Origin of the sequence: Micromonospora sp. HUAS YX12, from assembly GCF_040215685.1 — a bacterium.
Lineage (GTDB): Bacteria > Actinomycetota > Actinomycetes > Mycobacteriales > Micromonosporaceae > Micromonospora > Micromonospora tulbaghiae.
In genome coordinates this window covers 3,677,919-3,704,642 of sequence record NZ_CP157974.1, presented here as the reverse complement: position 1 = coordinate 3,704,642, position 26,724 = coordinate 3,677,919, and the positions used below count along the sequence as shown (strand labels likewise).

The 26,724-nt window shown below is 73.9% G+C and carries 29 protein-coding genes; 14 read left to right on the top strand and 15 right to left on the bottom strand.

The window, feature by feature from the left end:
* Positions 1 to 16: 16 nt before the first annotated feature.
* Entirely contained in the window at positions 17 to 868 is an 852-nt protein-coding gene (locus tag ABIH81_RS17985; protein WP_349876058.1) for a hypothetical protein, read from the top strand.
* Positions 869 to 1,590: 722 nt separating this feature from the next.
* Here the strand turns inward: ABIH81_RS17985 and ABIH81_RS17980 are convergent.
* Both ABIH81_RS17980 and ABIH81_RS17975 read right to left on the bottom strand, forming a co-directional pair.
* The gene (locus ABIH81_RS17980; RefSeq protein ID WP_349876057.1) at positions 1,591 to 2,244 is read right to left on the bottom strand and encodes a DedA family protein; all 654 of its coding nucleotides are present in this window, start codon (positions 2,242 to 2,244) and stop codon (positions 1,591 to 1,593) included.
* Positions 2,245 to 2,264: 20 nt separating this feature from the next.
* On the bottom strand, positions 2,265 to 2,621 hold the full coding sequence (locus tag ABIH81_RS17975; protein WP_349876056.1) for a VOC family protein: 357 nt from the start codon (positions 2,619 to 2,621) through the stop codon (positions 2,265 to 2,267).
* Between the two features lie 156 nt (positions 2,622 to 2,777).
* Here ABIH81_RS17975 and ABIH81_RS17970 point away from each other — a divergent pair, with 156 nt between their 5' ends.
* The 4 genes from ABIH81_RS17970 to ABIH81_RS17955 all read left to right on the top strand — a co-directional run bounded on the left by ABIH81_RS17970 (position 2,778) and on the right by ABIH81_RS17955 (position 7,458).
* Positions 2,778 to 5,630: an aconitate hydratase gene (locus ABIH81_RS17970; protein ID WP_349876055.1), complete on the top strand. Its 2,853-nt coding sequence runs from the start codon at positions 2,778 to 2,780 to the stop codon at positions 5,628 to 5,630.
* 113 nt (positions 5,631 to 5,743) lie between these two features.
* Entirely contained in the window at positions 5,744 to 5,923 is a 180-nt protein-coding gene (locus tag ABIH81_RS17965; RefSeq protein ID WP_349881143.1) for a DUF397 domain-containing protein, read from the top strand.
* Positions 5,924 to 6,198: 275 nt separating this feature from the next.
* Positions 6,199 to 7,164, top strand: a complete 966-nt coding sequence (locus ABIH81_RS17960) for a hypothetical protein (RefSeq protein ID WP_349876054.1) — start codon at positions 6,199 to 6,201, stop codon at positions 7,162 to 7,164.
* A 90-nt stretch (positions 7,165 to 7,254) separates the two neighbouring features.
* Positions 7,255 to 7,458: a hypothetical protein gene (locus tag ABIH81_RS17955; RefSeq protein WP_349876053.1), complete on the top strand. Its 204-nt coding sequence runs from the start codon at positions 7,255 to 7,257 to the stop codon at positions 7,456 to 7,458.
* A 73-nt stretch (positions 7,459 to 7,531) separates the two neighbouring features.
* On the opposite strand, the gene ABIH81_RS17950 is transcribed toward ABIH81_RS17955, so the two are convergent.
* Positions 7,532 to 7,936, bottom strand: coding sequence for an SRPBCC family protein (locus ABIH81_RS17950; protein WP_349876052.1), 405 nt, complete (start codon positions 7,934 to 7,936; stop codon positions 7,532 to 7,534).
* Between the two features lie 111 nt (positions 7,937 to 8,047).
* Between ABIH81_RS17950 and ABIH81_RS17945 the strand changes: the two genes are divergently transcribed.
* Entirely contained in the window at positions 8,048 to 8,827 is a 780-nt protein-coding gene (locus tag ABIH81_RS17945; protein ID WP_349876051.1) for a hypothetical protein, read from the top strand.
* A gap of 10 nt (positions 8,828 to 8,837) precedes the next feature.
* On the opposite strand, the gene ABIH81_RS17940 is transcribed toward ABIH81_RS17945, so the two are convergent.
* Positions 8,838 to 9,569: an SDR family oxidoreductase gene (locus ABIH81_RS17940; RefSeq protein ID WP_349876050.1), complete on the bottom strand. Its 732-nt coding sequence runs from the start codon at positions 9,567 to 9,569 to the stop codon at positions 8,838 to 8,840.
* 95 nt (positions 9,570 to 9,664) lie between these two features.
* Between ABIH81_RS17940 and ABIH81_RS17935 the strand changes: the two genes are divergently transcribed.
* On the top strand, positions 9,665 to 10,513 hold the full coding sequence (locus ABIH81_RS17935) for a LysR family transcriptional regulator (protein ID WP_349876049.1): 849 nt from the start codon (positions 9,665 to 9,667) through the stop codon (positions 10,511 to 10,513).
* A gap of 8 nt (positions 10,514 to 10,521) precedes the next feature.
* Here the strand turns inward: ABIH81_RS17935 and ABIH81_RS17930 are convergent, their stop codons facing one another.
* The 8 genes from ABIH81_RS17930 to ABIH81_RS17895 form a co-directional block, all read right to left on the bottom strand.
* A complete protein-coding gene (locus tag ABIH81_RS17930; protein WP_349876048.1) occupies positions 10,522 to 11,001 on the bottom strand; it encodes a GNAT family N-acetyltransferase in 480 nt (159 codons plus the stop codon).
* A gap of 28 nt (positions 11,002 to 11,029) precedes the next feature.
* Complete coding sequence (locus ABIH81_RS17925) at positions 11,030 to 11,638, bottom strand: ATP/GTP-binding protein (protein WP_302907856.1); 609 nt, start codon at positions 11,636 to 11,638, stop codon at positions 11,030 to 11,032.
* Positions 11,619 to 12,008 (bottom strand): DUF742 domain-containing protein, encoded by a 390-nt coding sequence (locus ABIH81_RS17920; protein ID WP_013287416.1) that lies wholly within the window; start codon positions 12,006 to 12,008, stop codon positions 11,619 to 11,621. Before ABIH81_RS17920 ends, ABIH81_RS17925 begins: the two co-directional genes overlap by 20 nt.
* Positions 12,005 to 12,430: a roadblock/LC7 domain-containing protein gene (locus ABIH81_RS17915; protein WP_013287417.1), complete on the bottom strand. Its 426-nt coding sequence runs from the start codon at positions 12,428 to 12,430 to the stop codon at positions 12,005 to 12,007. The genes ABIH81_RS17920 and ABIH81_RS17915 overlap by 4 nt, the downstream gene beginning before the upstream one ends.
* A 66-nt stretch (positions 12,431 to 12,496) precedes the next feature.
* Complete coding sequence (locus ABIH81_RS17910; protein ID WP_349876047.1) at positions 12,497 to 14,965, bottom strand: nitrate- and nitrite sensing domain-containing protein; 2,469 nt, start codon at positions 14,963 to 14,965, stop codon at positions 12,497 to 12,499.
* An 80-nt stretch (positions 14,966 to 15,045) separates the two neighbouring features.
* Positions 15,046 to 16,605 (bottom strand): prenyltransferase/squalene oxidase repeat-containing protein, encoded by a 1,560-nt coding sequence (locus ABIH81_RS17905; RefSeq protein WP_349876046.1) that lies wholly within the window; start codon positions 16,603 to 16,605, stop codon positions 15,046 to 15,048.
* Positions 16,602 to 17,477 (bottom strand): terpene synthase family protein, encoded by an 876-nt coding sequence (locus tag ABIH81_RS17900; RefSeq protein WP_349876045.1) that lies wholly within the window; start codon positions 17,475 to 17,477, stop codon positions 16,602 to 16,604. Before ABIH81_RS17900 ends, ABIH81_RS17905 begins: the two co-directional genes overlap by 4 nt.
* Complete coding sequence (locus tag ABIH81_RS17895; RefSeq protein ID WP_349881142.1) at positions 17,474 to 18,811, bottom strand: cytochrome P450; 1,338 nt, start codon at positions 18,809 to 18,811, stop codon at positions 17,474 to 17,476. The genes ABIH81_RS17900 and ABIH81_RS17895 overlap by 4 nt, the downstream gene beginning before the upstream one ends.
* Before the next feature lie 312 nt (positions 18,812 to 19,123).
* On the opposite strand from ABIH81_RS17895, the gene ABIH81_RS17890 reads away from it, so the two are divergent.
* Entirely contained in the window at positions 19,124 to 19,372 is a 249-nt protein-coding gene (locus ABIH81_RS17890) for a DUF2630 family protein (protein ID WP_349876044.1), read from the top strand.
* Positions 19,373 to 19,427: 55 nt separating this feature from the next.
* On the opposite strand, the gene ABIH81_RS17885 is transcribed toward ABIH81_RS17890, so the two are convergent.
* From ABIH81_RS17885 to ABIH81_RS17875, 3 genes are all read right to left on the bottom strand, one after another.
* Positions 19,428 to 20,357, bottom strand: coding sequence for an RIO1 family regulatory kinase/ATPase (locus ABIH81_RS17885; protein ID WP_349876043.1), 930 nt, complete (start codon positions 20,355 to 20,357; stop codon positions 19,428 to 19,430).
* A gap of 272 nt (positions 20,358 to 20,629) precedes the next feature.
* Positions 20,630 to 21,274 (bottom strand): HAD-IA family hydrolase, encoded by a 645-nt coding sequence (locus ABIH81_RS17880; protein ID WP_349876042.1) that lies wholly within the window; start codon positions 21,272 to 21,274, stop codon positions 20,630 to 20,632.
* A 59-nt stretch (positions 21,275 to 21,333) separates the two neighbouring features.
* Complete coding sequence (locus ABIH81_RS17875) at positions 21,334 to 22,179, bottom strand: carbon-nitrogen hydrolase family protein (protein ID WP_349876041.1); 846 nt, start codon at positions 22,177 to 22,179, stop codon at positions 21,334 to 21,336.
* Between the two features lie 105 nt (positions 22,180 to 22,284).
* Here ABIH81_RS17875 and ABIH81_RS17870 point away from each other — a divergent pair, with 105 nt between their 5' ends.
* The 6 genes from ABIH81_RS17870 (at position 22,285) to mug (ending at position 26,694) form a co-directional block, all read left to right on the top strand.
* Positions 22,285 to 22,857: a helix-turn-helix domain-containing protein gene (locus ABIH81_RS17870; protein ID WP_349876040.1), complete on the top strand. Its 573-nt coding sequence runs from the start codon at positions 22,285 to 22,287 to the stop codon at positions 22,855 to 22,857.
* 105 nt (positions 22,858 to 22,962) lie between these two features.
* The gene (locus ABIH81_RS17865; protein WP_349876039.1) at positions 22,963 to 23,865 is read left to right on the top strand and encodes a TIGR04222 domain-containing membrane protein; all 903 of its coding nucleotides are present in this window, start codon (positions 22,963 to 22,965) and stop codon (positions 23,863 to 23,865) included.
* A complete protein-coding gene (locus ABIH81_RS17860; protein ID WP_349876038.1) occupies positions 23,862 to 24,680 on the top strand; it encodes a DUF692 domain-containing protein in 819 nt (272 codons plus the stop codon). Before ABIH81_RS17865 ends, ABIH81_RS17860 begins: the two co-directional genes overlap by 4 nt.
* Positions 24,677 to 25,123, top strand: coding sequence for a hypothetical protein (locus ABIH81_RS17855; RefSeq protein ID WP_349876037.1), 447 nt, complete (start codon positions 24,677 to 24,679; stop codon positions 25,121 to 25,123). The genes ABIH81_RS17860 and ABIH81_RS17855 overlap by 4 nt, the downstream gene beginning before the upstream one ends.
* A gap of 31 nt (positions 25,124 to 25,154) precedes the next feature.
* Positions 25,155 to 25,916 carry an SDR family oxidoreductase gene (locus tag ABIH81_RS17850; RefSeq protein WP_349876036.1) on the top strand — a complete coding sequence of 254 codons (762 nt, stop codon included), beginning with the start codon at positions 25,155 to 25,157 and terminating at the stop codon, positions 25,914 to 25,916.
* A gap of 157 nt (positions 25,917 to 26,073) precedes the next feature.
* Positions 26,074 to 26,694: a G/U mismatch-specific DNA glycosylase gene (mug, locus tag ABIH81_RS17845; protein ID WP_349876035.1), complete on the top strand. Its 621-nt coding sequence runs from the start codon at positions 26,074 to 26,076 to the stop codon at positions 26,692 to 26,694.
* Positions 26,695 to 26,724: the final 30 nt, after the last annotated feature.

Here is a 26,724-nt window from a genome sequence, read left to right as displayed (position 1 = left end):
TCCTACCATCGCAATGATGGGAACCGTTTTCTGGGAGAGCCCGTTCGTCCTCGATCCCCCGCCGGCCGCCGTGGAGCGGCACGGCGATGTCGACCTGCACGTGCCCACCGGCGACGGCCGGCACCCGGCGGTCGTCGTCGTGCACGGCGTGCCGGGGCCGCCCGAAGCTCCCGACGCGCGGGACTGGCCGCTCTACCGGGGCTACGGCGCGCTGCTCGCCGAGGCGGGTGTGCTGGCCGCGATCCCCCGGCTCACCGTGGCGAGCCCGGACGACCTGTACGGGGTCGCCGCCCGGGTGACCGCCGCCGCCGAACTGCTCCGCGCCGACCCGAGAGTCGACGCCGACCGGCTCGGCCTGTGGTTCTTCTCCGGTGCCGGCCTGCTGCTCGGCGACTGGCTCCGCGAACCGCCCGCTTGGCTGCGCGGCCTGGCCGCGACCTATCCGCTGCTGGCGCCGCTGCCCGGATGGCCCCCGGTGGATCCGCGCTTCCGCCCGGTGGACGCCCTCGACCTGCCCGCTGATCAGGACGCCGCCGCTCCGTCCGGCACGGCCTCCCCCGACGAGGCCGGCGTTGCCCCTACTCGACGGGACGCGACCTCTCCCGACGGCACGAACGTCGACGCCGCGCAGGCGGAGGGCGCGGCGCGGCCGACGCTCGTGCTGACCCGGGCGGGGCGGGAGCGGCCCGAGGTCGCCCCCACCGTCGAGGCGTTCACGGTGGTCGCGCGGCGGCGCGGCATCCCGCTGTGCGTGGTGGACGTGCCGAACGGGCAGCACGGATTCGACGCGCTGGACCACACCGAGGAGTCCCGCGCCGCCGTCCGCACCGCCCGCGACACCCTGCTCACCCTGCTCACCGCTCCCTGACCGCCGGACCACCACCCGCCGGGCTCTCGACGCCCCGCAACGCAGCTCACCAAGACCCCCATCCGCACAGCGCCATCCTCACCGCCCGTCCCACTTCCCAGGATCAATGTCCCGCAAGGCGGAAAGCACACAAGATCTTGGTAGGAAACGGCCCCTATGAGGGCCGTTTCCTACCAAGATCGCGCCCGACCCGGGGTGACCGGCACCGGGTCGCCCCAGGAACACCACAGCACCCCAACCCACCACCCCGCTGCGTCGATCATGAAGTTAGCCGCGACAAATCGGGCACCGACCACCGCCAACTTCATGATCGCCGGGACGGGCAGTGCGCGGCAGCGCGGGCACCCCACCTACCCGGTCCGGCGGTTCACCGCGCCTGCCCTGCCCCGCCGCCGCTTGCCCGCCCGCCGCCCGTCCCGCCCGACCTGCCCCGCCTGCCCGGCCCACTCCGGTCCACCACGCCCTGCCCCGCCCACCCCATCCGCGTCGGTGATCAAGGAGTTTGTGTCACCGCGGGAGCCGCCACAGGACACAAACTCCTTGATCACCGGGCGGGGGCGGGCCGGAGCGGGAGCGGGCCGGAGCGGGAGCGGGCCGGGGCGGGGGCGGGCCAGCGCGGGGGGCGAGCCGGCGCGGGGGAAGGCGCTGTGGGGATCTGGACGGGGATGTCCTGGGTGCGCTGGACTGGGCCGTCCGCCTTCGGGCGGGTGTGGCGTGCGTCGTCAGCGGTCGGCTGCGGGGACCGGGGTGGGCTGGTCGGGGGCCTCCGACGGGTGCAGGCGCTTGGCGCGGCGGCGCAGCCACGCGGTGCTGACCACGCCGGCCAGCACAGCCAGCACCAGCCCGGCCCAGGAGATGTCCTTGAGCCAGTGCTCGGCGGCCTGCCCGAGATAGAACAGCAGGTAGGTGGTGCCGAACGCCCACACCAGCCCGCCCGCGGCGTTCGCGACCAGGAACCGGCGGTACGGCACGCGCAGCGCCCCGGCGAGCGGCCCGGCGAGGATGCGCAGCAGCGCGACGAACCGCCCGAAGAACACCGCCCAGACGCCGTGCCGGGCGAAGCTCAGCTCGGCTCGGGCCAGGTGTGCCGGGCCGAGGTGTTTCGGGAAGCGCCGGCCGAGCCGTTCCAGCAGGGGGCGGCCACCGCGGCGGCCCACGGCGTACCCGATGGAGTCGCCGATGATGGCTCCGGTCGCCGCGGCGGCGGCCACCCACTCGGGCCCGACGGCGCCGGTGGCGGCGAGCAGGGCGGCGCTGACCAGCACGATCTCGCCGGGCAGCGGGATGCCCATGCTCTCCACGCCGATCACCCCGCCCACGAGCAGGCAGATCAGGGCCGGCGGGAGCGCGGCGAGCCAGTGCTGTACGTCGACCACACGACCCTACCCGCGGCCGGTCAGCCCGCGGGGGCCAGGAATTCCAGCCGGTTGCCGTGCGGGTCGTACGTGTGGAACCGCCGCATGCCGGGAATCTCGTCGTCGCCCCAGGTCACGGCGTGTCCGGCGGCGTCCAGGCGGGCGGCCAGCTCATCCAGGTCGGGGCGCAGCAGCGCCGGGTGGGCCTTGCGGGCGGGCCGGAAGTCGTCCTCGACGCCCAGGTGCAGCTCGATGTCGTACCCGGTGAACCAGCAACCACCGCGGGCCGCGAGGGCCGGGGGTTTGGGCTTCTCGGTGAGGCCGAGCAGGCCGGCGTAGAAGGAGCGGGACGCGTCCTCGGAGCCGCGGGGGCAGGCGAGCAGGACGTGATGGATCATGGGGCCACCTCCTCGTCCCGCAGCGTGGCACGAGGTTGCGTGAATAGCAAGACGGACGTACGGTTTTGTAGAGACCGACGCAGGTAAGTGTTGCCTAAGCACGGCAGCGCCCCGGTCGGTGCGACAAACTGCTCAGGACTACTCACGGTCGCTGGTGTGAAGGAGTACGACGTGGCGAGCCTCGACACCTTCGGTGCGAAGACCCAGCTACGCGTCGGAGACGCGAGCTACGAGATTTTCAGGATCGACAAGGTGGAGGGCCACGAGCGGCTGCCCTACAGCTTGAAGATCCTGCTGGAGAACCTGCTGCGGACCGAGGACGGCGCGAACATCACCGCCGACCACATCCAGCAGCTCGGCGCGTGGGACGCCACCGCCGACCCGAGCGTGGAGATCCAGTTCACCCCGGCCCGGGTGCTGATGCAGGACTTCACCGGCGTGCCCTGCGTGGTCGACCTGGCCACCATGCGCGAGGCGGTCCGCGACCTGGGCGGCGACGCCACCAAGGTCAACCCGCTGGCCCCGGCCGAGCTGGTCATCGACCACTCGGTCATCGCCGACCTGTTCGGCCGCGAGGACGCGTTCGAGCGCAACGTCGAGCTGGAGTACGAGCGCAACAAGGAGCGCTACCAGTTCCTGCGCTGGGGCCAGACCGCGTTCAACGAGTTCAAGGTCGTCCCGCCGGGCACCGGCATCGTGCACCAGGTCAACATCGAGTACCTGGCTCGTACGATCATGGAGCGCAACGGCCAGGCCTACCCGGACACGGTCGTCGGCACCGACTCGCACACCACCATGGTCAACGGCCTGGGCGTGCTGGGCTGGGGCGTCGGCGGCATCGAGGCCGAGGCCGCGATGCTCGGCCAGCCGGTCAGCATGCTGATCCCCCGCGTGGTCGGCTTCAAGCTCTCCGGTGAGATGCCGGCCGGCACCACCGCCACCGACCTGGTGCTGACCATCACCGAGATGCTGCGCAAGCACGGCGTGGTCGGCAAGTTCGTCGAGTTCTACGGCCCGGGCGTGAGCGCGGTGCCGCTGGCCAACCGCGCCACCATCGGCAACATGTCGCCGGAGTACGGCTCGACCGTGGCGATCTTCCCGATCGACGCCGAGACCGTCCGCTACCTGGAGCTGACCGGCCGCGACGCGTCCCAGGTGGCGCTGGTCGAGGCGTACGCCAAGGAGCAGGGCCTCTGGCACGACCCGGAGCGCGAGCCGGAGTACTCCGAGCGCCTGGAGCTGGACCTCGGCACCATCGAGCCGTCGCTGGCCGGCCCGAAGCGCCCGCAGGACCGGGTGCCGCTGGGCAGCGCCAAGACGCTGTTCCGCGCGGCGCTGACCGACTACGTCGCCGACAACCAGACCGGCACCGACGCCGACCCCCGCGGCGGCGTCCGCAGCAACCCGCCGTACGGGGTGGAGGGCCGCGCCGACGAGGCGAGCGCCGAGTCCTTCCCGGCCAGCGACTCCCCGGCCAACGGGGTCAGCGACCCGGCGGACGCGCCGCGTGACCTGGAGACCGCCGCCGTGGGCGCGGGCGGCCGGGCCACCAACCCGGTACGCGTGACCGGCGCCGACGGCGTCGAGTACGAGCTGGACCACGGCGCCGTGGTGATCGCGGCGATCACCTCCTGCACCAACACCTCGAACCCGCAGGTCATGATCGGCGCCGCGCTGCTGGCCCGCAACGCGGTGGAGAAGGGCCTGGCCCGCAAGCCGTGGGTGAAGACCACCCTGGCGCCGGGCTCGAAGGTCGTCATGGACTACTACGACCGCGCCGGCCTCACGCCGTACCTGGAGAAGCTCGGCTTCAACCTGGTCGGCTACGGCTGCACCACCTGCATCGGCAACTCCGGCCCGCTGCCGGAGGAGGTCTCCGCGGCCGTCAACGAGGGCGACCTGGCCGTCGTCTCGGTGCTGTCCGGCAACCGCAACTTCGAGGGCCGGATCAACCCGGACGTCAAGATGAACTACCTGGCGTCCCCGCCGCTGGTGGTCGCGTACGCGCTCGCCGGCACCATGGACATCGACCTGGCCAACGAGCCGATCGGTGAGGACGCCCAGGGCAACCCGGTGTACCTGCGGGAGATCTGGCCGAACACCGCCGAGATCCAGGACGTCATCGCCTCCGCGATCGGCGCGACCGGCTTCAGCGCCGCGTACGCCGACGTGTTCGCCGGTGACGAACGCTGGCAGTCGCTGCCGACCCCGACCGGTGACACGTTCTCCTGGGACGGCGAGTCGACCTACGTGCGCAAGCCCCCGTACTTCGAGGGCATGCAGCAGGAGCCGACCCCGGTGCAGGACATCGCCGACGCGCGGGTGCTGGCCAAGCTGGGCGACTCGGTGACCACCGACCACATCTCCCCGGCCGGCTCGATCAAGGCGGACTCCCCCGCCGGAAAGTACCTGGCCGAGCACGGCGTGGCCCGGCACGAGTTCAACTCGTACGGCTCCCGCCGGGGCAACCACGAGGTGATGATCCGGGGCACGTTCGCCAACATCCGGCTGCGCAACCAGCTCGTCCCGGGCGTCGAGGGCGGCTTCACGGTCAACCACCTGACCGGCGAGCAGACCTCGATCTACGACGCCTCGATGGCCTACCAGGAGGCGGGCGTCCCGCTGGTCATCCTGGCCGGCAAGGAGTACGGCTCCGGCTCGTCGCGTGACTGGGCGGCCAAGGGCACCATGCTGCTGGGCGTGAAGGCGGTCATCGCCGAGTCGTACGAGCGGATCCACCGCTCGAACCTGATCGGCATGGGCGTGCTGCCGCTGCAGTTCCCGGGCGGCGAGACCGCCGAGTCGCTGGGCCTGACCGGCACCGAGACGTTCTCGATCAGCGGCGTCACCGCGCTGAACGACGGCGACACCCCGCGCACGGTGAAGGTCACCACCGACACCGGCGTGGAGTTCGACGCCGTGGTCCGCATCGACACCCCGGGTGAGGCGGACTACTACCGGCACGGCGGCATCCTGCAGTACGTGCTGCGCCGCATGATCGCCAGCTGAGGTCGCGTGTAAGGAAGGGCCCCTTTTTAACAGCTCGCTGTTAAAAAGGGGCCCTTCCTCTACCGCAGGCGTTAATAAGGGGCCCTTCCTTACCTGCTCAGCGCAGCCGGAGCCTGAGCGGCGCCCGGTGGCGCAAGAGCACCCGCAGCGGCGGCAACGGCGGTGACTGCGTCGAGGTCGCCGGCAACCTGCCCGGCGTGGTCGGCGTCCGCGACTCGAAGGATCCGGCCGGGCCGGTGCTCACCTTCACCCCGGCCGCGTGGACCCGGTTCCTGGCGTCGACCCGCCACTGAGCCCGGTCACGCGCTCGACGCTCGGCCCGAACCGCTGCGCGCCCCGCCGTGAGGGCGTGTCGTCGGGCTGAAAGGGCGGCCCTTTCGCGCATCCCACTCATTGCGAAAATTGCAATTCGAGGAAATCCCTCCCGATCGCACATCCGACACTGCAAACAATCGACGTCCATCATTCGTTGACATGCGCCGAAGCCCGTCGATACGTTGCCGACATCGCGATGAACCACGGGGGCGCTCCAGTTTCGATCCGGGAATCGAACACTGGGAAGGATTTCATGAAGACGACGATCAGACTTCTGGCCCTGCCGGCCCTGATCCTGCCGGCGATCCTCGCCGGCACTCCGGCGCTGGCCGACACCGGCACCACCGCAGGCACTGCCGCTCCGGCCGCGGTGACGTCGATCGAGCGCAAGGCGGGGTCGTCCTCGCAGGCCAGGGCCTACTGGACGGCCGAGCGCATGGCGGCGGCCACCCCGGCCGACGAGGTGGAGAAGTCCGCCGGCCCGGTCACCCAGAGTCCTGCGGCGGAGCGGGTGCGGCGCTTCGCGGAGGCGGTGGCGCCGAAGGACGGCAGCGGCTTCGGCGCCCAGCTGAACGAGTCGATCACGGTGGGGAAGATCTTCTACACCAGTTCGACCGACGGTCTGGGCCACTACTGCTCCGCGAGCGTGGTGAACAGCCCGGCGCGCAACATGGTCTTCACGGCCGCGCACTGCGTGCACGACGGGCCGGGCCGGACCTGGCACACCGCGAACTGGATGTTCGTGCCGTCGTACCGCAACGGCGCGCAGCCGTACGGCACCTGGGACTGGTCCACGCTCGCGGTGCCGAGCGGCTGGATCAGCACCCGCGAGCGGCAGTACGACGTGGCGGTCGCGCTCGTCTACGGCAGCCGGTCGATCGTGGACGCGGTCGGCGCCAACGGGCTGCTCACCGGCGGTGGCCGCGCCTACCACTACGACATCTTCGGCTACCCGAGCAACAAGGACAGCGGCGAGATCCAGTGGGTCTGCTCGGGCACGTCGCGGGACGCGGGCAGCAACCGGATCGAGATGAACTGCGGCTTCGGGGGCGGTTCGAGCGGCGGTCCGTGGTACTACAGCTACGACAACACCACCAGGCGTGGTGACGTGCACGGGGTGATGAGTTACTCGAGCGGCTCGAACACGAACGGCTCGCCGTACTTCTCCGCCGCTGTGGTGGGGACGCTCTACAACACGTACGCGAACGACACCTGGTGAACGACGGTCCGCCTGGTGTGCCGCCCGGCGCACCAGGCGGACCGGCATCAGGCGGACCGGCACCCGGCCCGCCGGCCCGGAGGAGGCGACATGTCATACCGTGTGCTGCTCGGCGCGGCCGCCGTCGCGGCGCTCGCCGTGGCCGCGGCCGTCGTGGTCGTCGCGGCGCGCGACGGCGGCTCGGCGCGGCCCGCGCCCGGCCCGGTGGTCGCGACGCACAATCCGAGCCCGGGCGCCACCGACCCGTCCGAATACTGGACCAGGGAGCGAATGCGGGACGCGATCGGCGACTGATTCACCGAATTGCGTTTCACCGAATTCGCGCACCGGGCGCAGATATTCTTCCGCGGCGCAATTCCCGTTGCGGTCAGCCGGCGGCGTTCTCCAGCACGGTCTTGAGCCGGGCCAGATCCGCCTCGACGAGCGCGGTGTCCCGGTCGAAGTCCGCGTCGCTCATGCCGGGCATCCGCCGCAGGCTGAACACCACCTCGGTGGCGTCGCCGTCGGCGGTGGCGCGAAGCGGCACGTACACCGTCTCGCCCGACGGCGTCAGCACCTCGTGGTCGAGCACGCCGTACTCGTTGGCCGGGGCGAACGTCAGCCGCGCCCGCCCTTCGGGCGTGTCCACGTACCAGTGGCCGTCGACGAAGACGACCGAGCCGCCGAGGCCCGGGGCCCAGCGGGGCAGGTTCGCCGGGTCGGCGGCGAAGGCGTAGACCTCCGCGACCGGACGGTCGATGTGGACGCTGAGGTGCCGGGACTCCGTGGCCATGCGCCGATGATGGCACGGCTGCCGGACGCTCGGGTTTACGTGCTGCTCGCCGTCACCTGAGCCGCCGGAAACCGGCGCGCGGCGTCGCGCGGGCGCCGGTAGCGTGCCGGCGTGGGACTCGACGCGTTCGTGTACTGCCGGTGCTGGCAGGACGGCCTGGCCACGCCGTGCCCGATCGGGCCGGTCGGCTACGACGAGGACGGCTGGCTCGCGCTGGTGCAGACCGGCGCGTACGACGGCGCTGCCGACAACGCCTTCTACGCCTGGATGACCGGGGACGCCTGCCCGCACCGGCACATGGAGCTGCTCAGCGAGGGCGTGTCCAACTGGGCCGGCGTACGTCTGTTCCAGCAGGCACTGCGGGCGGCCGGCGAGCACCGTTTCCCGGCGCTCGCCGCCGCGCTGCCGGACGTCAACGGCGGCTCGCTGCCGGCCGACCGGGCGGCGGTCGCGCTCGCCGAGCTGGACGCGTTCGCGCAGACCGCCCGGATCACCGACGAGGTGGAGCTGATCGACGAGGCGACCGGCCGGGTGCTGACGCAGTACGTGGAGGTCTACCGCGGCGTGTTCATGTTCGGCCCGGGCTTCCAGGCGGGCGTCGATCCGGACGGCTTCTTCGTCCTCGACCGCGCCGACCCGCCGGTCACGCTGTTCCGGGCCGTCCGGTTCGGCCAGCGGCCGCTGCCCGGCGACCGGGTGGAGTTCACCGCCGGCGGAACACGGACGGTGGTGGCGATGCGGCCGGTGGGCGAGCACGGCGAGCCGCCGCCCGAACGGCTCGCGGTACGGACCCGGAGCCGGTCGGGCGGCGACTTCGCCTACATCGTGGAGCCGCTGCGCCGGCTGTGCGCGGCGTCGGTGGCGACCGGCAACCCGGTCATGTGGTGCTGACGGGCCGGCGTCACCACGGGATCACGCCCGCGTCCTCGAAGTAGCCGCCGGTCGGCCCGTCGCCGGGCAGCGTCGCCAGCCGGATCGCGACCGCCGCGCCCTGCTGCGGGGTCCGCACGCCCCGGAAGCCGTTGAGGTCGGTCGCGGTGAAACCGGGACAGGCGGCGTTGATCAGGATGTCCGTGTCGGCCAGCGCCCGCGCGTACTGGATCGTCACCGCGTTGAGCATGCTCTTCGACGGCGAGTACGCCACGGACAGCGGGCCGGTCTGATCCTCGCCTGTGGAGGCGCTCTGCCGGGTCAGCGAGCCGACGCCGCTGGACATGTTGACGATCCGCGGCGACGCCGAGCGGCGCAGCAACGGCAGCATCGCCTCGGTCACCCGGACCACCCCGATCACGTTCACCTCGACTGCGGCCCGGATGGTCGCGAGGTCCACGTCACCCGGGTGCTGCGGCCCGCCACCGGTCACGCCCGCGTTGTTGACCAGCACGTCCAGGCCGCCGGCCTCCGTCTCCAGCAGCCGGGCGGCGGCGGTCACGCTCGCGTCGTCGGTCACGTCCAGCGGTACGCCGAACGCGTCCACCCCACCCGCGCGCAGCTTCGCGACCGCCTCGGCAAGCCGCTGCTCGTCCCGGGCGCCGACGCCCACCCGCCAGCCCAGCGCGCCCAGGCCCGCCGCGATCTCGTACCCGATGCCCTTGTTCGCGCCGGTCACCAGCGCGATCGTCCGTTCGCTCATGGTCTCGATCCTGTCCGCGCCGCGTGCGGGCCTCCAACACCGCCTCGGTAGCGACCGATACCCGGCAGGTATCGATCCGGCGGTACGGTGGCGGGATGGAGACGCGGGAGCTTCGCTACTTCGTCGCGGTCGCCGAGGAACTGCACTTCGGTCACGCCGCGCGACGCCTGGGCATCGCCCAGCCGCCGCTGTCGCGGGCGATCCGCCAGCTCGAACGGCGCCTCGGCGTGACCCTGCTGGAACGCGACAGCCGCCGCGTCGCGCTCACCGCAGCCGGTGCGGTGCTGCTACGCGAGGGCCGGGCCGCCCTGGACGCCGTGGACGCCGCCGCCCGCCGTACCCACCGCGCCGGTCAGGCCATGAACGGCGGCCCCGGGCTGGTGCTGGCGACGAAGGCGGGCGCGTCGAGCGAGCTGCTGCCGAAACTGCTCGACGCGTACGCGGCCGAACCGGACGCGGTCCCCGTCGAGGTGCTGCTGTGCGGCATCGGGGAACAGGAACGGCTGCTGCGCGACGGGCGGGCCGACGTGGCGCTGCTGCACCTGCCGTTCGACTCGACCACCGGGCTGGACACCGAGGAACTGGTCACCGAGCAGCAGGTGGCGGTCCTGCCGGCCGGACATCCGCTGGCCCGGCGGCCGCACCTGCGGATGGCCGAGGTGGAGACGCTGCCCGGCCTGCCGATACCGCGCTGGCCCCGGGCCGACGGGTCGTATCCGGACGGTCCGGGCCCCGAGGTCCGCGACCACGCCCAGTTGTTCCAGCTCATCGCGCTGGGCCGCACCGCGGTGGTGCTGCCGGAGTCAGTCCGGACGCTGCTGCTCGCCGACTTGACAGCCGTGCCGGTGCCGGACGCGCCGGCGGTGACCACAGTGATCGCGTGGCCGCCGCACAGCCGGTCCCGGGCCCTCGCCGCCCTGATCCGGACCGCCACCCGCCTGTAGGGACCGCCCTACGACAGGTCCTTGCGCATCTGCTGGGTGACCACCCGGTAGCCGGACGTCTCGTACAGCTTGCGCGCCGTCTCGTTGGCGCCGAAGACGTTCAGCTCCAGCGCCTGGGCGCCCCGCTCCCGGGCCGCCCGCTCCCCGGCCGCGAGCAGCGCCCGACCGAGGCCCCGGCCCCGGTGCCCGGTGGCCACCTCGATGTCGTAGAGGAACGCGCAGCCGGCGACTCCGCGCGGGTGGGTCAGGCCGATCCACAGCCAGCCGACCGGTGAGCCGTCGGCAAGCTCGCCGACCAGGAACAGCATGCCGGGCGTGGCCATGCCCTGCGGCAGGAAGCCGGCGGTGGCCTCCCGGGCCCGGTCGAGCGCCTCCTCGGGCGTCCAGTTGCCGGCCGTGACGTGCTCCCGCGCGTACCCGGCGGCCAGCTCGTCCTGCCAGCGGCCGAACTCGTCCGGGGTCATCGCCCGGACGGTCACCTCGGTCATCGCCACTCCCCCGTCGATGTGTGACCGCTCAGTCCTCGGCGGCGCGGCGGCGCGCCTCCCGCAGCTTCATGGCGTGCTCCAGCAGCGTGATCAGCACCTCCTTGGCCGACTCCCGCTTGCGCGCGTCGCACAGCACCACCGGTACGCCCGGGTCCAGGTCGAGCGCGGCCTGCACCTCGTCCAGACGGAACTGCTTGGCCCCCTCGAAGCAGTTCACCGCCACCACGAAGGGCGTGCCGCGCCCCTCGAAGTAGTCGATCGACGGGAAGCAGTCGGCCAGCCGGCGGGTGTCGGCGAGCACCACCGCACCGAGCGCGCCGAGCGCCAGCTCGTCCCAGACGAACCAGAACCGGTCCTGCCCGGGCGTGCCGAACAGGTAGAGCACCAGGTCGTCGCTGATGGTGATGCGGCCGAAGTCCATCGCCACGGTGGTGGTCGACTTCTCCTCGATACCGGACAGGTCGTCGATGCCGATCCCGGTCTCGGTCAGCACCTCCTCGGTGCGCAGCGGCCGGGTCTCGCTGACCGCGCCGACCATCGTGGTCTTGCCGACGCCGAACCCGCCCGCGATCAGGATCTTGATCGCGGTGGGCAGCGGTGCGGCGCCCGCCGGCCGCTCAGAGCGCCCGTAGTCCATTGATAACCGCCTCGAAAACGTGCTCGTCGGGAAGGCCGGCGGTGGTCGCGCGCGGCTCGCGTACCTGTACCAGGCTGCGGGCGGCCAGGTCTCCGAGGAGGACCCGGACCGTGCCCACCGGCAGGTCGAGATGGGCGGCGATCTCGGCCACGGAGAGGATCCGCTGGCAGAGGCCGACGATCGCCACGTGCTCCGGGCCCAGCCCGGACTCCGACCCGACATCTGTGCGGGTCGAGGTGACCAGCGAGATCAGGTCGAACGTGCCGGTGACCGGGCGGGCCCGGCCCCCGGTCACCGCGTATGGGCGCACCACCGGGCCGGCGTGGTCGTCCACCCACTCCTGCTCCGCGGAGTCCCCCCGGCCGGTCATCGTGCCGCGTTCTCGCCGAGGGGCTGTTCCCGGGTCGGTGACGCGACGAACCGGCCGACCCGGGTGACGAGCATGGCCATCTCGTACGCGATCAGGCCGACGTCCGCGTCCTCCGAGGCCAGCACCGCCAGGCAGGCGTTGCGCCCGGCCGCTGTGACGAACAGGAAGGAGGACTGCATCTCGATGATGGTCTGCTGAACGTGCCCGCCACCGAACCGCTTGCCCGCGCCACGGGCCAGGCTCTGGATGCCCGCCGCCATGGCCGCCAGGTGCTCGCCGTCGTCCCGGCTCAATCCGCGGGACGAGGCCATCAACAGTCCGTCGGTGGAGAGCGCCACGGCGTGCTCCGCCTGCTTGACCCGGCCGACCAGGTCATCCAGCAGCCACGTCAGATCCGCGCTCGAAGCCGTCTTCTGCGCCACTCGTCGTCCTCATCTTCCCGGCTGGTGTGCCGTCAACTTCCGGTTTCCGTCGCGTCGACGTCCCGGTCAGGTAACCTGCTCGTCCGCGTCGGCCGGCCCACCGCCGGCCCCCTGCGCTCCGCCGAGCAGGCGCGCGGCATCGGTACGGCCGCGTCGCGTACCGCTCTGGTAGGAACTCATCATCCGGCGCACCTGCTCCGGTGCACGCGCCGTGTCGTCGGCGGCGTCGTCGTCCGCCCCGGTCTGGTCGTGCCGCAGTTCCGGCACGAGGCTGGCCTGGCGTACCCGGACCGGCAGTCCCGCGTCGGTGACCGGCGCGGTCTCCGGCTCCGTCGCCGGCGAAGCCTCTGCTTCGTCCGTCGTGGCGGGCCGACGCTCCACCACTGCCAGCTCCGTGGTGGGCCCCGCCACCGCGGGCTGCCGCCTGCGGGTACGCGCGGGCAGCCCGGAGGGGGTCAGCCGGGTCGCCTGCGTCGCCGGCTCCGGCGCCTGCGGGGCGGGTTCGGCCGGCTGGTCCGGTTCGGCGCCGCCGTCCGGGCCGGACGGGGTCGCCGGCCCGTCGCCGTCGCCGGCCGGCGCGCTCCGCGCCGGGTCCGCCGCGGGCGCCGCCGGCAGGGCCGTCCCGGGGGCGGGCAGGGCGTCGGACGCGTCCGCGCGGTCGGCGGTGATCAGTTCACGCGGGATCAGCACCACTGCCGTCGTCCCGCCGTACGCGGACTCCTTGAGCTGCACCTTGACGCCGTGCCGCTCGGTGAGCCGGCTGACCACGAACAGGCCGAGCCGGGCGGCGTCGGCCAGGTTCAGCTCGGACCGGTCGACGATGCGCGCGTTGGCGGCGGCCAGCTCGTCGGCGCTCATGCCGAGGCCGCGGTCCTCGATCTCGATGGCGAAGCCGTTGGCCACGAGCTGGCCGCGGACCTCCACTGTGGTCTGCGGCGGCGAGAAGGAGAGTCCGTTCTCGATCAGCTCGGCCAGCAGGTGGATCACGTCACCGACGGCGCGGCCGGTGAGCGACACCTCGCCGAGCGGGCGCACGGTGACCCGGGTGTAGTCCTCGACCTCGGCGACCGCGCCGCGGACCACGTCGACCATGGGGACGTTGCGCCGCCAGGCCCGGCCCGGCGTCGAGCCGGAGAGCACGATCAGGTTCTCCGCGTTGCGCCGCATCCGGGTGGCCAGGTGGTCGACCCGGAACAGATCCTCCAGCTCCTCGGCGTCGTGCTCCCGCCGTTCCATCGCGTCCAGCAGCGTCAGCTGCCGGTGCACGAGCGCCTGGGTGCGCCGGGCCAGGCTGAGGAACACGTCGCGTACGCTGCGGCGCAGTTCGGCCTGCTCGACGGCGGTGCGGACGGCGGTCTCCTGGACGACGTTGAACGCCTTGCCCACCTGGCCGATCTCGTCGTCGCCGAACTGCAACGGTGGCGCCTCGCGGGCGACGTCCACCTCCTCGCCACGGCCCAGCCGTTCCACCACGCTCGGCAGCCGTTCGTGGGCCAGCTTGAAGGCGGCCTCGCGCAGCCGTTCGAGCTGGCGGACGAGCGCACGTGCCGTGGTGACCGAGACGACCACGGAGGCGATGACGGCGATCAGGCCGAGACCGGCGGCGAGCACCAGCCGCACGATGACGCCGATCGCGACCGGCATGGCCCGGGAGACGATGTCCTCACCGCCGGCGAGGATCACCTCGCGCAGGTCGGCCATCGCCTTCTCGGCGGCGGCCTGCCACGCCGCGGCGGTCACCGGCGGGCGCACCTCGGCGCCCTTGGCCGCGAGCACCTGGTCCTGGAGCGTGCGGAGCTGCTGGAACGCGTCGCCCTCGACCATCCGGTCGAAGCGGGCGCGGTCGCTCGGGGCGAGCTCCCGGGCGGTGCGGTCGGCGAGGAACCACTGCGCGCCGACAAGACGGGCGAACGCGGTCTGCTCGCCGACGGTGATCCGGTTGGCCGCGATGGCGCCGGTGAGCAGCGCGTCCTGTTGGGACAGCAGTTCCCGGGACCGGTTGAGGTCGATGAGCGCGGCGGTGTCCTTGGCGATCTCGTCGTCGTCGAGGCCGCCGAGGGCGTCGAAGACCGCGAAGATCCCGTCGACCGCCTCGTCGTACGCGATCAGCGTGGTGGTCCGGTCGATGGTCTTGCGGCTGACGTCGGCGCGTACCTGACCGAGCTGGTCCAGCTCGGTCTTCAGCTCGTCGAGCCGGCTCATCAGGTCCTCGCTGGCCGGCACCTCGGTGCGCCAGTCCCGCACCGAGCGCCACAGCGCGCCGGCGGTCTCGTCGGTACGCGCGCGCTGGGCCTCCAGCTCCTGCAACCGGCCCGGGTCGGACTCGCCGAGGTAGCGCAGCGACAGCCGGCGTTCGGCCTGCAACTCCTGCAGCAGCGGGTCGCTCGGCTCGAAGACGCGCGCGTTGAGCGCCTGCACGCCGAGCAGGTTGAATCCGTCCCGTACGGTCACCCACGCGGCGAACGCCCAGAGCGCGGTCAGCGACGCCAGCAGCGCGATGATCTTCGTACGGAGATTCGTACTGCGGGAACCCATCACACCGTCCTGGCCCGGTCTTCGGTCGGTCCGAAATCCGATCGACTCCGGCGCACGCTAGCAGCCGTCGTGAACCTCATTCAAGCGATCCTGATCATGGTAGGTGCGGCCCCGGTCCGGGTCGCCCCGGCGCGGCCGGAGGCCGCCAGCACCGCGGCGCGCACGATCCGCGTCGGGCGGTACAGGTCCTTGTCGTGCCATAGTGCCGGTTCGCCGTCGCATCCGTCCAGCTCGGACAGTCGACGGCGTCCCCGCGCCAGCGCCGGCGTGATCCGGGGGTCGCCGGGCCGGCCCGCGTCGGCCAGGGCGAGCACCGCGTACGCGGTCTCCTCGGCGGTGCCGTCCCACCGTCCCCAGGAGCCGTCCGGGCGCTGCGTGTCCAGCAGCCAGGCCACCCCGCGCTCGACCGCGGCGCGCGCCGCGCCGTCCGGCGCGTGGTCGGCGAGCGCCAGCAGCACCGCGTAGGTGGCGTAGTACGGCGAGGCGTGCCAGCGGTCCTCCCACCGCCCGTCCGGCTCCTGCCGGTCCAGCAGCCACTCGGTGATCCGGCGCCGGGCGCCGGTGACGCCGGGCGCGCTCGGCTGCTCGCCGAGCGCGTCGAGCACGTGCGCGTTCGTGGTCAGCGACGCGCCGTCCTCCCCCGGCCAGGTGCAGAAGTGCGCTCCGGTGTCGAATCCGGCCAGCGGCGCGACGCCCGGCGCGCGGCCCAGCCGGGCCAGCGCGTAGAGCGTGACCGCTGTGGTGTCGGCGTCGGCGGGCAGGCCGGGCGCGGTGGCCGCGCCGGACGGTCCGACCGCGGCGCGCAGCTCGGTCAGCACCGGCTCGGGCGCGCCGACCGGTACGCCGGCCCGGACCAGGATGCCGAGCACCCAGGCGCGTTCGAACACGGTGATCGGGCTCGCGCAGGGCACCGGGCCGGGCCGGGCGACAGCGTTCAGGTAGTCCAGCGCGGGTCCGGGCTCCGGGCCGCCCAGCCAGGCGGCGGTGGCGGCGGGTGAGGCGCCGACCGCGCCGCTGGCCGAGGGACGCACCCCGGGCGCGCGGTACGCCAGCTCGCCCGCCACCTCCAGCGCGTGCGCCAGCTTCTCCGGTACCGGCCTTCCGGTGGCGAGCAGTCCGCGTACCCGGGTCAGCCGGGCCGGGTCGAGACCGGCCGGCAGCGGCAGGCGGGCCCGGCCGGCCCACTCGGCCAGCCCGGGAGGCGGCCCGGCCGGCCCGTCGAGGTGCCGGTCCACCGCCGTCAGCAGCGCCGGCACGATCAGGTCGGTGGCCGGCAGGTCCGGCGGGGCGCCGGCACGCAGCGCGCCGGTCAGGTACGCCAGTCCCCGGTGCGCGGCGGCTGCGGGCGCGGCGGCCGGCCCGTCGCGGTGCAGCACGGCCAGCAGCGCCTCGACCGCGCTCAGCGTCGGCACCAGCGCGTATCCGCCGGCGCCGCCCCAGCCGCCGTCCGGACGCTGCCGGTCCAGCAGCCAGGCCACGCGCCGGTCGTGGCCGTCGAGCCAGGGCGCGAGCGCGACCAGCCGCCCGGTCTCGTAGACCGACGGCGACGTCTGCCCCTCCGGTTCGCCGCCGAGCCCGGTGATCAGGTCGTGCGTGGTCCCGGACCGGGTGGCGGGCACCGGTCGGGCGGTGAGCGTCACCGCACGCCCCAGAAGTCGGTGTTCCGGTAGAAGCCGGTGGTGAAGCCGAGCTGCCGGGACAGGAAGCCGGCCTCCCGCGGCACCTCGCCGGCCAGCTTCGCCAGCAGGACGCGGCAGTGGTCGACCTGCTCGGCGAAACGCCGTTCGACCTCGGCCGGGTCGTCCACCAGCAGCAGCGCGTTGAGGTCGCCGGACTCGGCGTCGCGGCGGTGGGTGCCGAGGTCGTTGACCAGGCGCAGGGCCCGCTGGACCTCGTCGCTGACCTCGATCAGCCGCTCCAGCGTGACGGCGTCGGACACCGATCCGGTGTGGATCCAGTGCGCCACGTTCACCACGGTGGCGGCGAGGTTGTCGGCGTTGGCCAGGTAGACGGCGAGCGTGGGGCGGCCGGTGCGCCGCCAGTCCCACTCGCGGGCCATCGCGTCGAGCGTGCGTGCCATCGCGTCCCGCCAGTGGCCGCGCAGCGCCGGGTAGGCGGGCGCGGCGGCGACGTCGTCGCGCAGCTCGGCGAGGAACCGGCCCAGCGGGTCGCCGGACTCGCCGCCGTCGAGCACGTCCAGGCAGACGCCGGTGATCCGGTCGACCTCGGCCCGGCTGGTGGCCTGATGGTCGACCGCCCAGTCCACGGCGAAGCCCCAGAGCACGGCGCGGTTGGTCACGGCGAGTTCGGCGGCGGTGTGCCAGGGCGCGCTGAACGCCATCGCCTGCGCGATGCTGCTGAACAGCGTCGCGTCGAACGGGTCGCCGGGGAACAGCTCGGGGTGCGCGGCGGCGGCCCTGCGCAGGCCGCGCTGGCCCTGCGCGGCGAGCGCGCAGACCCGGCCCTGCTCCGCGGCGACGGCAAGCGGATCGGGTGCCGGCCCGTCGGTCATGCCCGCTCCGTCCGCCCGGCGGCGACGAGCGTCAGCTCGACCCGCTCGCGCGGCCGCAGCGCCGCGGCCAGCCGCAACCCGGGTACGCCGGGGCGGTGCAGCCGGAACCGGTAGCGGCTGAGCATGGTGGCGAGGATGAGCTGGGCCTCCAGATAGAACAGGTACATGCCGAGGCACTGGTGCGGCCCGCCGCCGAACGGGAAGTGGGCGTACCGGTGCCGGGCGCGGACCCGCTCGGGGCGGAACCGCTCCGGGTCGAACTCGTCCGGGCGGTCCCAGAACTGGCGCATCCGCTGGGTGATCAGCGGGCTGACCGCCATCGTGGCGCCGGGCTCGATCGGCACGCCGTCGATGACGTCCCCGGCGACCGCGCGGCGCGGGATGATCCACCCGATCGGGTAGAGCCTCAGCAGCTCGTCCAGCACCATCCGGGTGTACGTGAGACGGCTCAGGTGCTCGCGGCGTACCGGCTCGCCGCCGACCACCTCGTCGATCTCGGCGTAGAGCCGCCCGGCCACCTCGGGGTGCTGGTCCAGGTGCGGCCAGGCCCAGGTCAGCACGTTGATGGTGGTCTCCGTGGTGGCGGCGAACATCGCCACCGTGTCGTTGCGGACCTGCCGCTCGTCGAGTTGCCGCCCGTCGTCGGTGCGGGCCTGCCAGAGCGTCGAGATGACGTCGTCGCCCTGGTCGGCGGACTCCCGGGTCTCGCGGACGATCGGCACCAGCACGTCGTCGACGACGCGTACGGCGCGGGCGAACGTGCGGTCCCCCGGCATCGGCAGGGACAGCGGCGCGAACGGCACGATGATCCGGGGGATGACGGCGGTGGCGATCCGGTCCTGCGCCTCGATCACGCGCATCGCGTCCGGCACCGAGATCCGGTCGGCGAAGAGCACCTTCATGATCGCCCGGCTGACGATGCGCGCCTGCTCCACGCCGATGTCGACCGGCTGCCCGGCGCGGGCCGGCTCGTCCAGTTCCCCGACGGCGTCGCGGATCGCGTCGGCCATCCCGTCGACCAGCGCCTCCACCCGCTTGGCGGTGAACATCGGCTGGAGCATCCGCCGGCTGGCCGACCAGATCTGCCCCTCGCCGAGGATCCCCTCGCCGAACAGCCGCTTGACGGGGCGCCAGAACAGCCCGTCACCGGCCCGCTCGTAGTTGTCCGCGCGGTCACGCAGGACGTGCTGCACGTGCCTGGGGTGGGTGACCAGGTACGGCCGGAACGAGCCGAGGTTGAGCCGGACCAGTTCGCCTTCGGTACGGTTACCGATGTCGATGAGGGCCCGGGCGGGGTCGCGGAGCACCGCCGGCAGGATCTGCCGCAGCGGCACGGTCCGGGGTCGGCCGGTGGGCCTCGGTGTGTCCGTTGGTTCGGGCACCTGAACGCTCCCTCGGTTGACTCAGGGTCGCGACTCCGTATCGACCCGTGACGTTGCTCGCGAGCATGCCATCCTGAGCGGCAGATCAAAAGGCAGGTCGGAGGATATTTCACGTAACAACAATCTCTTTGTCGAGAATGGAGCCCGTGGGATATGCGTCACGCGCGTACACAGTGGCCGTTGCGGAGCGCGAGCGACGCTCACCTATCCACGGACGGCGGCGGAACGCGGGCGCGGACCCGTCCGCTGTGCCAAGCTTCGGGCATGGACGACAAGACCATCCTCAGCCGGATCTCGGAACTCGTCGACGAGGAGCACCGGCTGCGCGCCGGCGCGCAGCAGAACGAGGCCGGCACCGACGACGAGGCGCGGGAGCGGCTACGCGCGCTGGAGGAGTCCCTGGACCAGTGCTGGGACCTGCTGCGCCGCCGCCGTGCGGCCCGCCAGGCGCACGGCGACCCGGAGGCCCAGGGCGAGCGCCCGGTGCCGGAGGTCGAGCGCTACCTCCAGTGACCCGGACCGGACCGGCGTCCCGGGCGGTCTCCCGCCCGGGACGCCCGCCCGTCGGTCAGCGGATGCCCGCCTCCCGCAGCAGCGCCTCGGTCAGCGCCGCCGGGTCGGTCACCGTCGCGGGCATCCCGCGGGCGGTGAACCAGGCGGCCACCACCCGCACGTCGCGGGCCAGGAAATCGGCCCCCTGCGGGTTGGCCACCACGTCGACCACCTGCGGCAGGTCGATCATCACCAGCCGGCCCGCGTGCACCAGCAGGTTGTACGGGGACAGGTCGCCGTGTGCGTACCCGGCCCGGGCGAGCACTGCCAGTGCCTCGACGAGCTGGTCCCACAGGTCGCGCAGCTCGTCGTCGCCGGGCCGGACCTGGGCCAGCCGCGGCGCGGCCTCCCCCGCCTCGGCGTCGCCGACGAACTCCAGCATCAACTCGGTGCTGAGCAGCTGCACCGGATAGGGCACCGCGATCCGCCCGGAGGCGGCCCCGATCTCCCAGAGCTGGGACAACGCGGCGAACTCGGCCGCCGCCCACTGCCCGGCGATCATCTGCCGGCCGAACGCGGTGCGGCCGGTCATCGCCCGCATCTCCCGGGACCGGCGTACCCGGCGGCCCTCCAGGTAACCGGCGTCGCGGTGGAAGAGCCGGTGCTGGGCGTCGCGGTAGCGCTTGACCGCCAGCAGGCACCCGCGGTCGGTGCCCGGCACGGCCCGGCGGACCAGGTGGACGTCCGCCTCCTTGCCGGTCTTGAGCACCCCGAGCTCGGTGTCCCGGGCGGCCAGTTCGGTGACCAGCCAGTCCGGATGCGGCTCGGGTCCGTGGACGGCCTGGTCCCAGGAGGACCAGGCGTCCTCCGCCTCGGGCTCGGCGTCCGGGTCGGTGAGGGTCGGCGGGGTGTGCCGCCCCCGCTTCAGGAAGTCGGGTTCGTCGTCGTCGAAGCGGCTCTTGCCGCGGCCACGGCGCTGCGGCGCCGGGAAGTCGTGATCGCGCACGGGTGGATCTGTCCTTCGATCGAGGCTGGTGGAGGCAGGTGGAACGACCCTGCGAAAACGGCCATGACCGACCTCCTCTCCTCGACCGGGCACACCCCGGCTGCGCACTCGCGCGGCACCATGCTCGTGCCCCGCCCTGGGCTGGTCAAACGGATTTTCCGAGCGGCCGCCGGGCCGCCGCGTCGCCGGGCCTCCGCAGCCGTGTCGCCGCGCCGTCGCGGCCTTGTCGTTGCGCCGTCGCGGCCTTGTCGTTGCGCTGTCGTCGCGGGCGGTCAGCCGGCCAGTACGGCCGCGACGGCCGCGATCAGACCGTCCTCGATCCGGGTGGGCGCGAACCGCGGGTCGGACCAGCGGCGTCCCCGGTGCAGCCAGACGCTGGGCAGGCCCACCGCTGTCGCGCCGCCGATGTCCGCCTCCGGGCTGTCGCCGACCACCCACGCGCCGCGCAGCGGCATCCGGGCCCGCTGGGCGGCGAGCGCGAAGATCCTCGGGTTGGGCTTGCTGACGCCCGCCTCCTCGGAGATCACCCAGTCGGCGACGTACCGGTCCAGGCCGGTCTTGCGGATCTTGGCGTCCTGTTGACGGGACGCGCCGTTGGTGACCACCACCGGCACCCAGCCGGCGTCGGCCGCGATCCGCAGCGCGCAGGCCACCAGCGGGTCGAGGCGCGTGTGGGCCACGACCCCGTCGTGCAGCTCGTCGACCAGGTCGATCGAGGGGATGCGCAACGCGTACCGGTCGCGGATCGCATCGGCCACGTCCCACCTGTTGGTCAGCCCGTCCGCGTCCACGGACACCAACCAGTCGAGGTCGGCCGGGGGCGCGCCGATGCCGTCCAGGAAGCGTTCTCCCCAGGCGCGGAACGGCCCGTCGCGGTCCAGCAGGGTGTTGTCCAGATCGAGCAGGAGCAACGGCACCTGGGCACCCTACGGGACGGGCCCGAGCACCGACAGGGCCGAGGGCCCCGCCACGGCGATCAGGCGACGAGGACGGCCCGGTCCGCCCCGGCGTCGAGCGGACGGTCCAGCAGCATCGTGTGCGCCGCGCGGGTCGCGGCCAGCGCGTCCGGGTCCAGCGTCGCCACCAGCACGTCCTCGCCGGTGTCGGCGCCCCGGGCCAGCGGCCGGCCCTCCGGGTCGTACACCGCCGCACCGCCGTTGAACCGCCAGGGATCGGTGCCGCCGACCGAGTTGGCGAACACCACGTACATCGTGTTGTCCAGTGCACGCGCGGCGTAGTAGAGGTCGCGGCGGTGCGCCGAGCCGGCCAGGTAGCCGCTCGGGCAGAGGTAGCCGTGCGCGCCGTCGGCGGCGGCGGCCCGCGCGTGCTCCGGGAAACAGCCGTCGTAGCAGACGCCCAGACCCAGCCGCCACGTGTCGACCACGAGTGTTGCGCCCCGGCGGCCGGCGTCGAACAGCTCCCGCTCGCCGCTCCAGAGCTGCTGCTTGTCGTACGCGGCGGTGACCGTGCCGGCCGGGTCCACGACGAGGGAGGAGATGGTGCGCCGCCGGTCGGGGTGGCGGACGGCGGCGCCGATCACCACGGCGGCGCCCGCGTCGGCGGCGGCGGAGCGCAGCGGGTCCAGCCGGGCGTCGGTGACCCGGCCGTCCACGTCGGCGGCCACGTCCGTGGCGTCCGGGTCGGCCCCGAGCGTCGGCGGGTGGTACGCCGGCAGGAACAGCTCGGGCAGCACCACGACGCGGGCGCCCTCGGCCCGCGCGACGAGGCGGGCGGCGGCACCGGCGTTGCCGGCGACGTCGCCGGGGACGGGCTGGGCCTGGACGGCGGCGACGGTGAGCGGGCGCGCGGGAAGGGCGGTCACGCGCCGATCCTAACCACCCGGCGACGAGCAGACGATCATCCGAATTCGCATCTCAAGCCGTACGTACGGTTTGCATCGGCCGGTTCCACCTGCGACGATCCGTTGGTGCCCAGAGTAAGTCAGGACCAGCTCGACGCGCGCCGCCAGGAGATCCTCGCGGCGGCGCGGGCGTGTTTCGCCCGGCACGGCTACGAGGGCGCCACCGTGCGGCGGCTGGAGGAGGCCACCGGCCTGTCCCGTGGCGCGATCTTCCACCACTTCCGGGACAAGGACTCCCTCTTCCTCGCCGTGGCCGAGGACGACGCCGCCGCCATGGTGGAGACGGTCGCCCGCAACGGTCTCGTGCAGGTGATGCGCGACCTGCTGGCCCGGGCCGTCTCGCCGGACACCACCGGCTGGCTCGGCAGCCAGCTGGAGGTCTCCCGCCGGCTGCGCACCGACCCCGCCTTCGCCAAGCGCTGGGCGGAGCGTTCCGAGGCCATCGCCGAGGCCACCCGGGAGCGCCTGCTGCGCCAGCGCGAAGCCGGCGTGCTCCGCGACGACGTGCCGATCGACGTGCTGGCCCAGTTCCTGGAGCTGGCCTACGACGGGCTGGTGCTGCACCTGGCGATGGGCCGGCCGGCCGGCGACCTGGCCCGGGTGCTCGACCTGGTCGAGGAGGCCGTCCGCCGGCACTGAAACCGGCGCCGGTCTCGGTCCGGTAACTACGCCGCTCCAGGAGATCGACTCTGGCGCGCCTGCTCCACAATGAGCCGCGACCCCTCCTCGCGACAGGAGCAGACGATGATCCCCTCCGACACCTGGGGCATCCCCGGCCCCGTCTTCCTGCGCTGGTACCTCCTGATCGCCGTCGTCGTGGTCGTCGGCGCGATCGTCTACCGGCACCGCATGCTGGAGGGCGCGCCGGTGAGCGTTCACGGCCGGCTGGGGCCGCAGCAGGTCGCCTTCCTCAACGGTGGCGACCAGCTCGCCGTCTGGGCCGCGCTCGGCGGGCTGCGCCACGCGGGCGCGGTCGGCGTACGGCCGGACCGGCGGCTCACCACCGGCGGTCCGCTGCCGGCCGGGGCCACCCCGCTGGACCAGGCGGTGCACCACGCGGCGAGCCGGGGCCTGCACACCCGGGAGCTGGCCGCCGACGAGTGGGTCCGGCGGGCGGTCGCAGAGCTGCGCGACGACCTGGTACGCCGGGGCCTGGCCCTGGACCAGGAGCGGCGCCGGACGCTGCGGCGCGGTGCGCTGCTGGTCGGATTCCTGCTCGCCATCGGCATCGTGCGCGCGGTCTCCGGGCTGTTCAACGACCGGCCCATCGGCTGGCTGCTGCTCAGCCTGTTCCCGCTCGGCCTCGCGTTCGTGCTGCTCAACCGCGTGCCCTGGCGTACCCGGGCGGCCACCGCCGCGCTCGACGACATGCGCCGCCGGCACGCCTGGCTGCGACCGGAGGCCGCGCCCGCATACACCACGTACGGCCCGACTGAGGTGGCGCTGGGCGTGGCGCTGTTCGGCACCGCCACGCTCTGGACCATGGATCCGGGCTTCGCGGAGCAGGCCGAGATCCAGCGGCAGGCGCTGGGCAGCACCGGCGCCGCCGGCGGCGGCACCTCGTGCGGCGGCGGAGCAACCGCCGGTGGCGGCAGCTCGTGCGGCGGGGGCGGTGGCTGCGGCGGGGGCGGCGGGTGCGGCGGATGAGCCGCCCGTCCGGCGTCGGCATCGGCTGGCGCCCCGAGATCGCCGGTTTCGTCGCCGGCCTGCCGGGGCTGCGCTTCGTCGAGGTGGTCGCGGAGGCGGTCGCCCCGGCCGGGCCGCTCCCGGACGGGCTCGCCGAACTGCGCGAACGCGGCGTCGACGTCGTACCCCACGGGGTGCGGCTGTCCCTCGGCGGCGCCGAGCCGGTCGACCCGGCCCGGGTGGCGCACCTGGCCGGGGTGGCCGCGGCCCTGGACGCGCCACTGGTGAGCGAGCACATCGCGTTCGTGCGGGCCGGCGGTCTGGAGGCCGGTCACCTGCTGCCGCTGCCGCGCAGCCGCGAGGCGGTCGCCGCGGTGGTGGCGAACGTACGGCGGACGCAGGCGGAGCTGCCGGTGCCGCTGGCCCTGGAACCGATCGCGGCGCTGTTCGACTGGCCCGACGACGACCTGGACGAGGCGGACTTCCTCACCGAGATCCTCGACGCCACCGGCGCGCTGCTGCTGCTCGACGTGGCGAACGTGCACGCCAACGCCCGCAACCGCGGCGGCGACCCGGCCGCGCTGCTGGACCGGCTGCCGCTGGAGCGCATCGCCTACGTGCACGTCGCGGGCGGCGCCGAACACGGCGGCTTCTACCACGACACGCACACCGACCCGGTGCCCGCCGCCGTGCTGGACCTGGTCCGCGAGCTGTGCGCCCGGCGCCGGCCGCCCGCGCTGCTGCTGGAACGCGACGGGCACTACCCGCCCGCCGCCGAGCTGCGCGGCGAACTCGACGCGCTGGCCGCCGCGTCCGGCCACCCGGTGGTCACGTGAGCGGCGACCTGGCGGCCCGGCAGGCCGAGCTGGTCGCCGCGCTCGTCGCCGGTGGCCCGCTTCCGCCCGGCTTCGCCCCGGCCCCGGTCGAGGCGGCCCGCCGGGCGCTGCTGCGCAAACGGGCCGGCGACGTGGCCCGGCACTGGCCGCTGCTCGCCGCCGGCCTCGGGTCCGGCTGGCCGGCCACGTTCACCACGTGGGCCGACGGCCGTCCCGCGAACGGTTCGCTGCGCGACGGCTGGGATCTGGCCCGCGACCTGCGCGACCGGGACGCGCTGCCGCCGCTCGGCGCGGAGGAGCTGGCCGCACGCGAGGCCGCGAGCCGCTACGACGGCCGCCGCCCACCCCGGCCACGCCGGCTGCCGGCCCTCGCCCGGGCCGGCGGCGCCGTCGCGGTTCAGGTCGCCGGCCGGGTACGCCTGCTGCGGCCCGCCCCGCGCTGACAGGCACCCGCAAGTACGGCAGGATCGGTGCATGGATCTCGGACTCGCCGACCGGGTGTACGTGCTCACCGGCGCCTCCGGCGGCCTCGGCTTCGCCACCGCCGAACAACTCGTCGCCGACGGCGCCCGGGTGGTCATCTCCGCGCGTGCCCCGGAACGGGTGGCCGCCGCCATCGAGGCGCTCGGTGACCCGCAGCGGGCGATCGGGCTGACCGCCGACCTCACCGACCCCGCCACGCCGGAGCGGCTCGTCACCGCCGCCCGCGAACACTTCGGTCGCCTCGACGGCGCGCTGATCTCGGTCGGCGGCCCGCCGCCCGGCACCGCCGCCACCGTCACCGACGAGCAGTGGCGCGAGTCGTTCGAGACGGTCTTCCTGGGCAGCGTCCGGCTCGCCCGCACGGTGGCCGGGGCGCTCAGCGACGGCGGCGCGATCGGGCTGGTGCTGTCCACCTCGGTACGCGGACCGCTGCCCGGCCTCGGCATCTCCAACGGCCTGCGTCCGGGCCTGGCCGGCGTGGCGAAGGACATGGCCGACGAGTTCGGCCCGCGCGGCGTACGCGTGGTCAGCCTGCTGCCGGGACGGATCATGACCGACCGCAACCGGGAACTGCTGGCCGGCTCCGGCGACCCCGAGCGGGCCCGCGCGCAGGCCGAGGCGGCGATCCCGCTCGGGCGCATCGGCGACCCGGCGGAGTTCGGCAAGGTGGCCGCGTTCCTGCTCTCCCCCGCCGCCGGGTACGTCACCGGGATCACCGTTCCGGTCGACGGCGGCGCGCTGCGCGGGCTGTGACGGTGGGTGCGGTGGCCGGGCTACCCGCGGCGGCGGCTGCGGTGAGCCGGCTTTCCGCGGCGGCTGCGGTGAACGGGCGTCCCGCGGCGGCGGCTGCGGTGAGCTGGGTGCGGGTGGCCGCGCCCGCGGCGGGCCGGTCACGCGGGACGGTGGGGCGGTGAGCGATCGACGGCGGCCGGGCGGTGGGCGGCCCGAGGCCGCGCCCGGACCGGGCACGCCCGCCCGCCGCCACCCCCGGCCCAGCCGGGAGCAGCTCGCCGCGGCGGCCGACCGGCTGCTGCCCGACGTGATCGCGCCCGGCCTGGACGTGCTGTTCGTCGGCATCAACCCGGGCCTGTGGTCGGCGGCCACCGGCTGGCACTTCGCCCGCCCGGGCAACCGGTTCTGGCCCGCCCTGCACCGGGGCGGCTTCACGCCGCGCCTGCTGCACCCCAGCGAACAGGACACGCTTCCGGCGCTGGGCCTCGGCATCACCAACATGGTGGCCCGGGCCAGCGCCCGCGCCGACGAACTCACCGCCGACGAACTCGTCGCCGGAGCGGCCACGCTCACCGCGAAAATCGAGCGTTACCGGCCGCGCTGGGTGGCGGTGGTCGGGGTGACCGCGTACCGGATCGGGTTCGCCCGGCCGAAGGCCGGTTTCGGGCCGCAGCCGGAGACGCTCGCGGCGGCCCGGCTCTGGGTGCTGCCCAACCCGAGCGGCCTGAACGCCCACTTCACCCCGGAGACGCTCGGTGCCGCGTTCGCCGAGCTGCGCGCCGAGGTCGTCGCGGGTTAGGACTTCGGTCCTCCGGCACCGGCCGGCCCG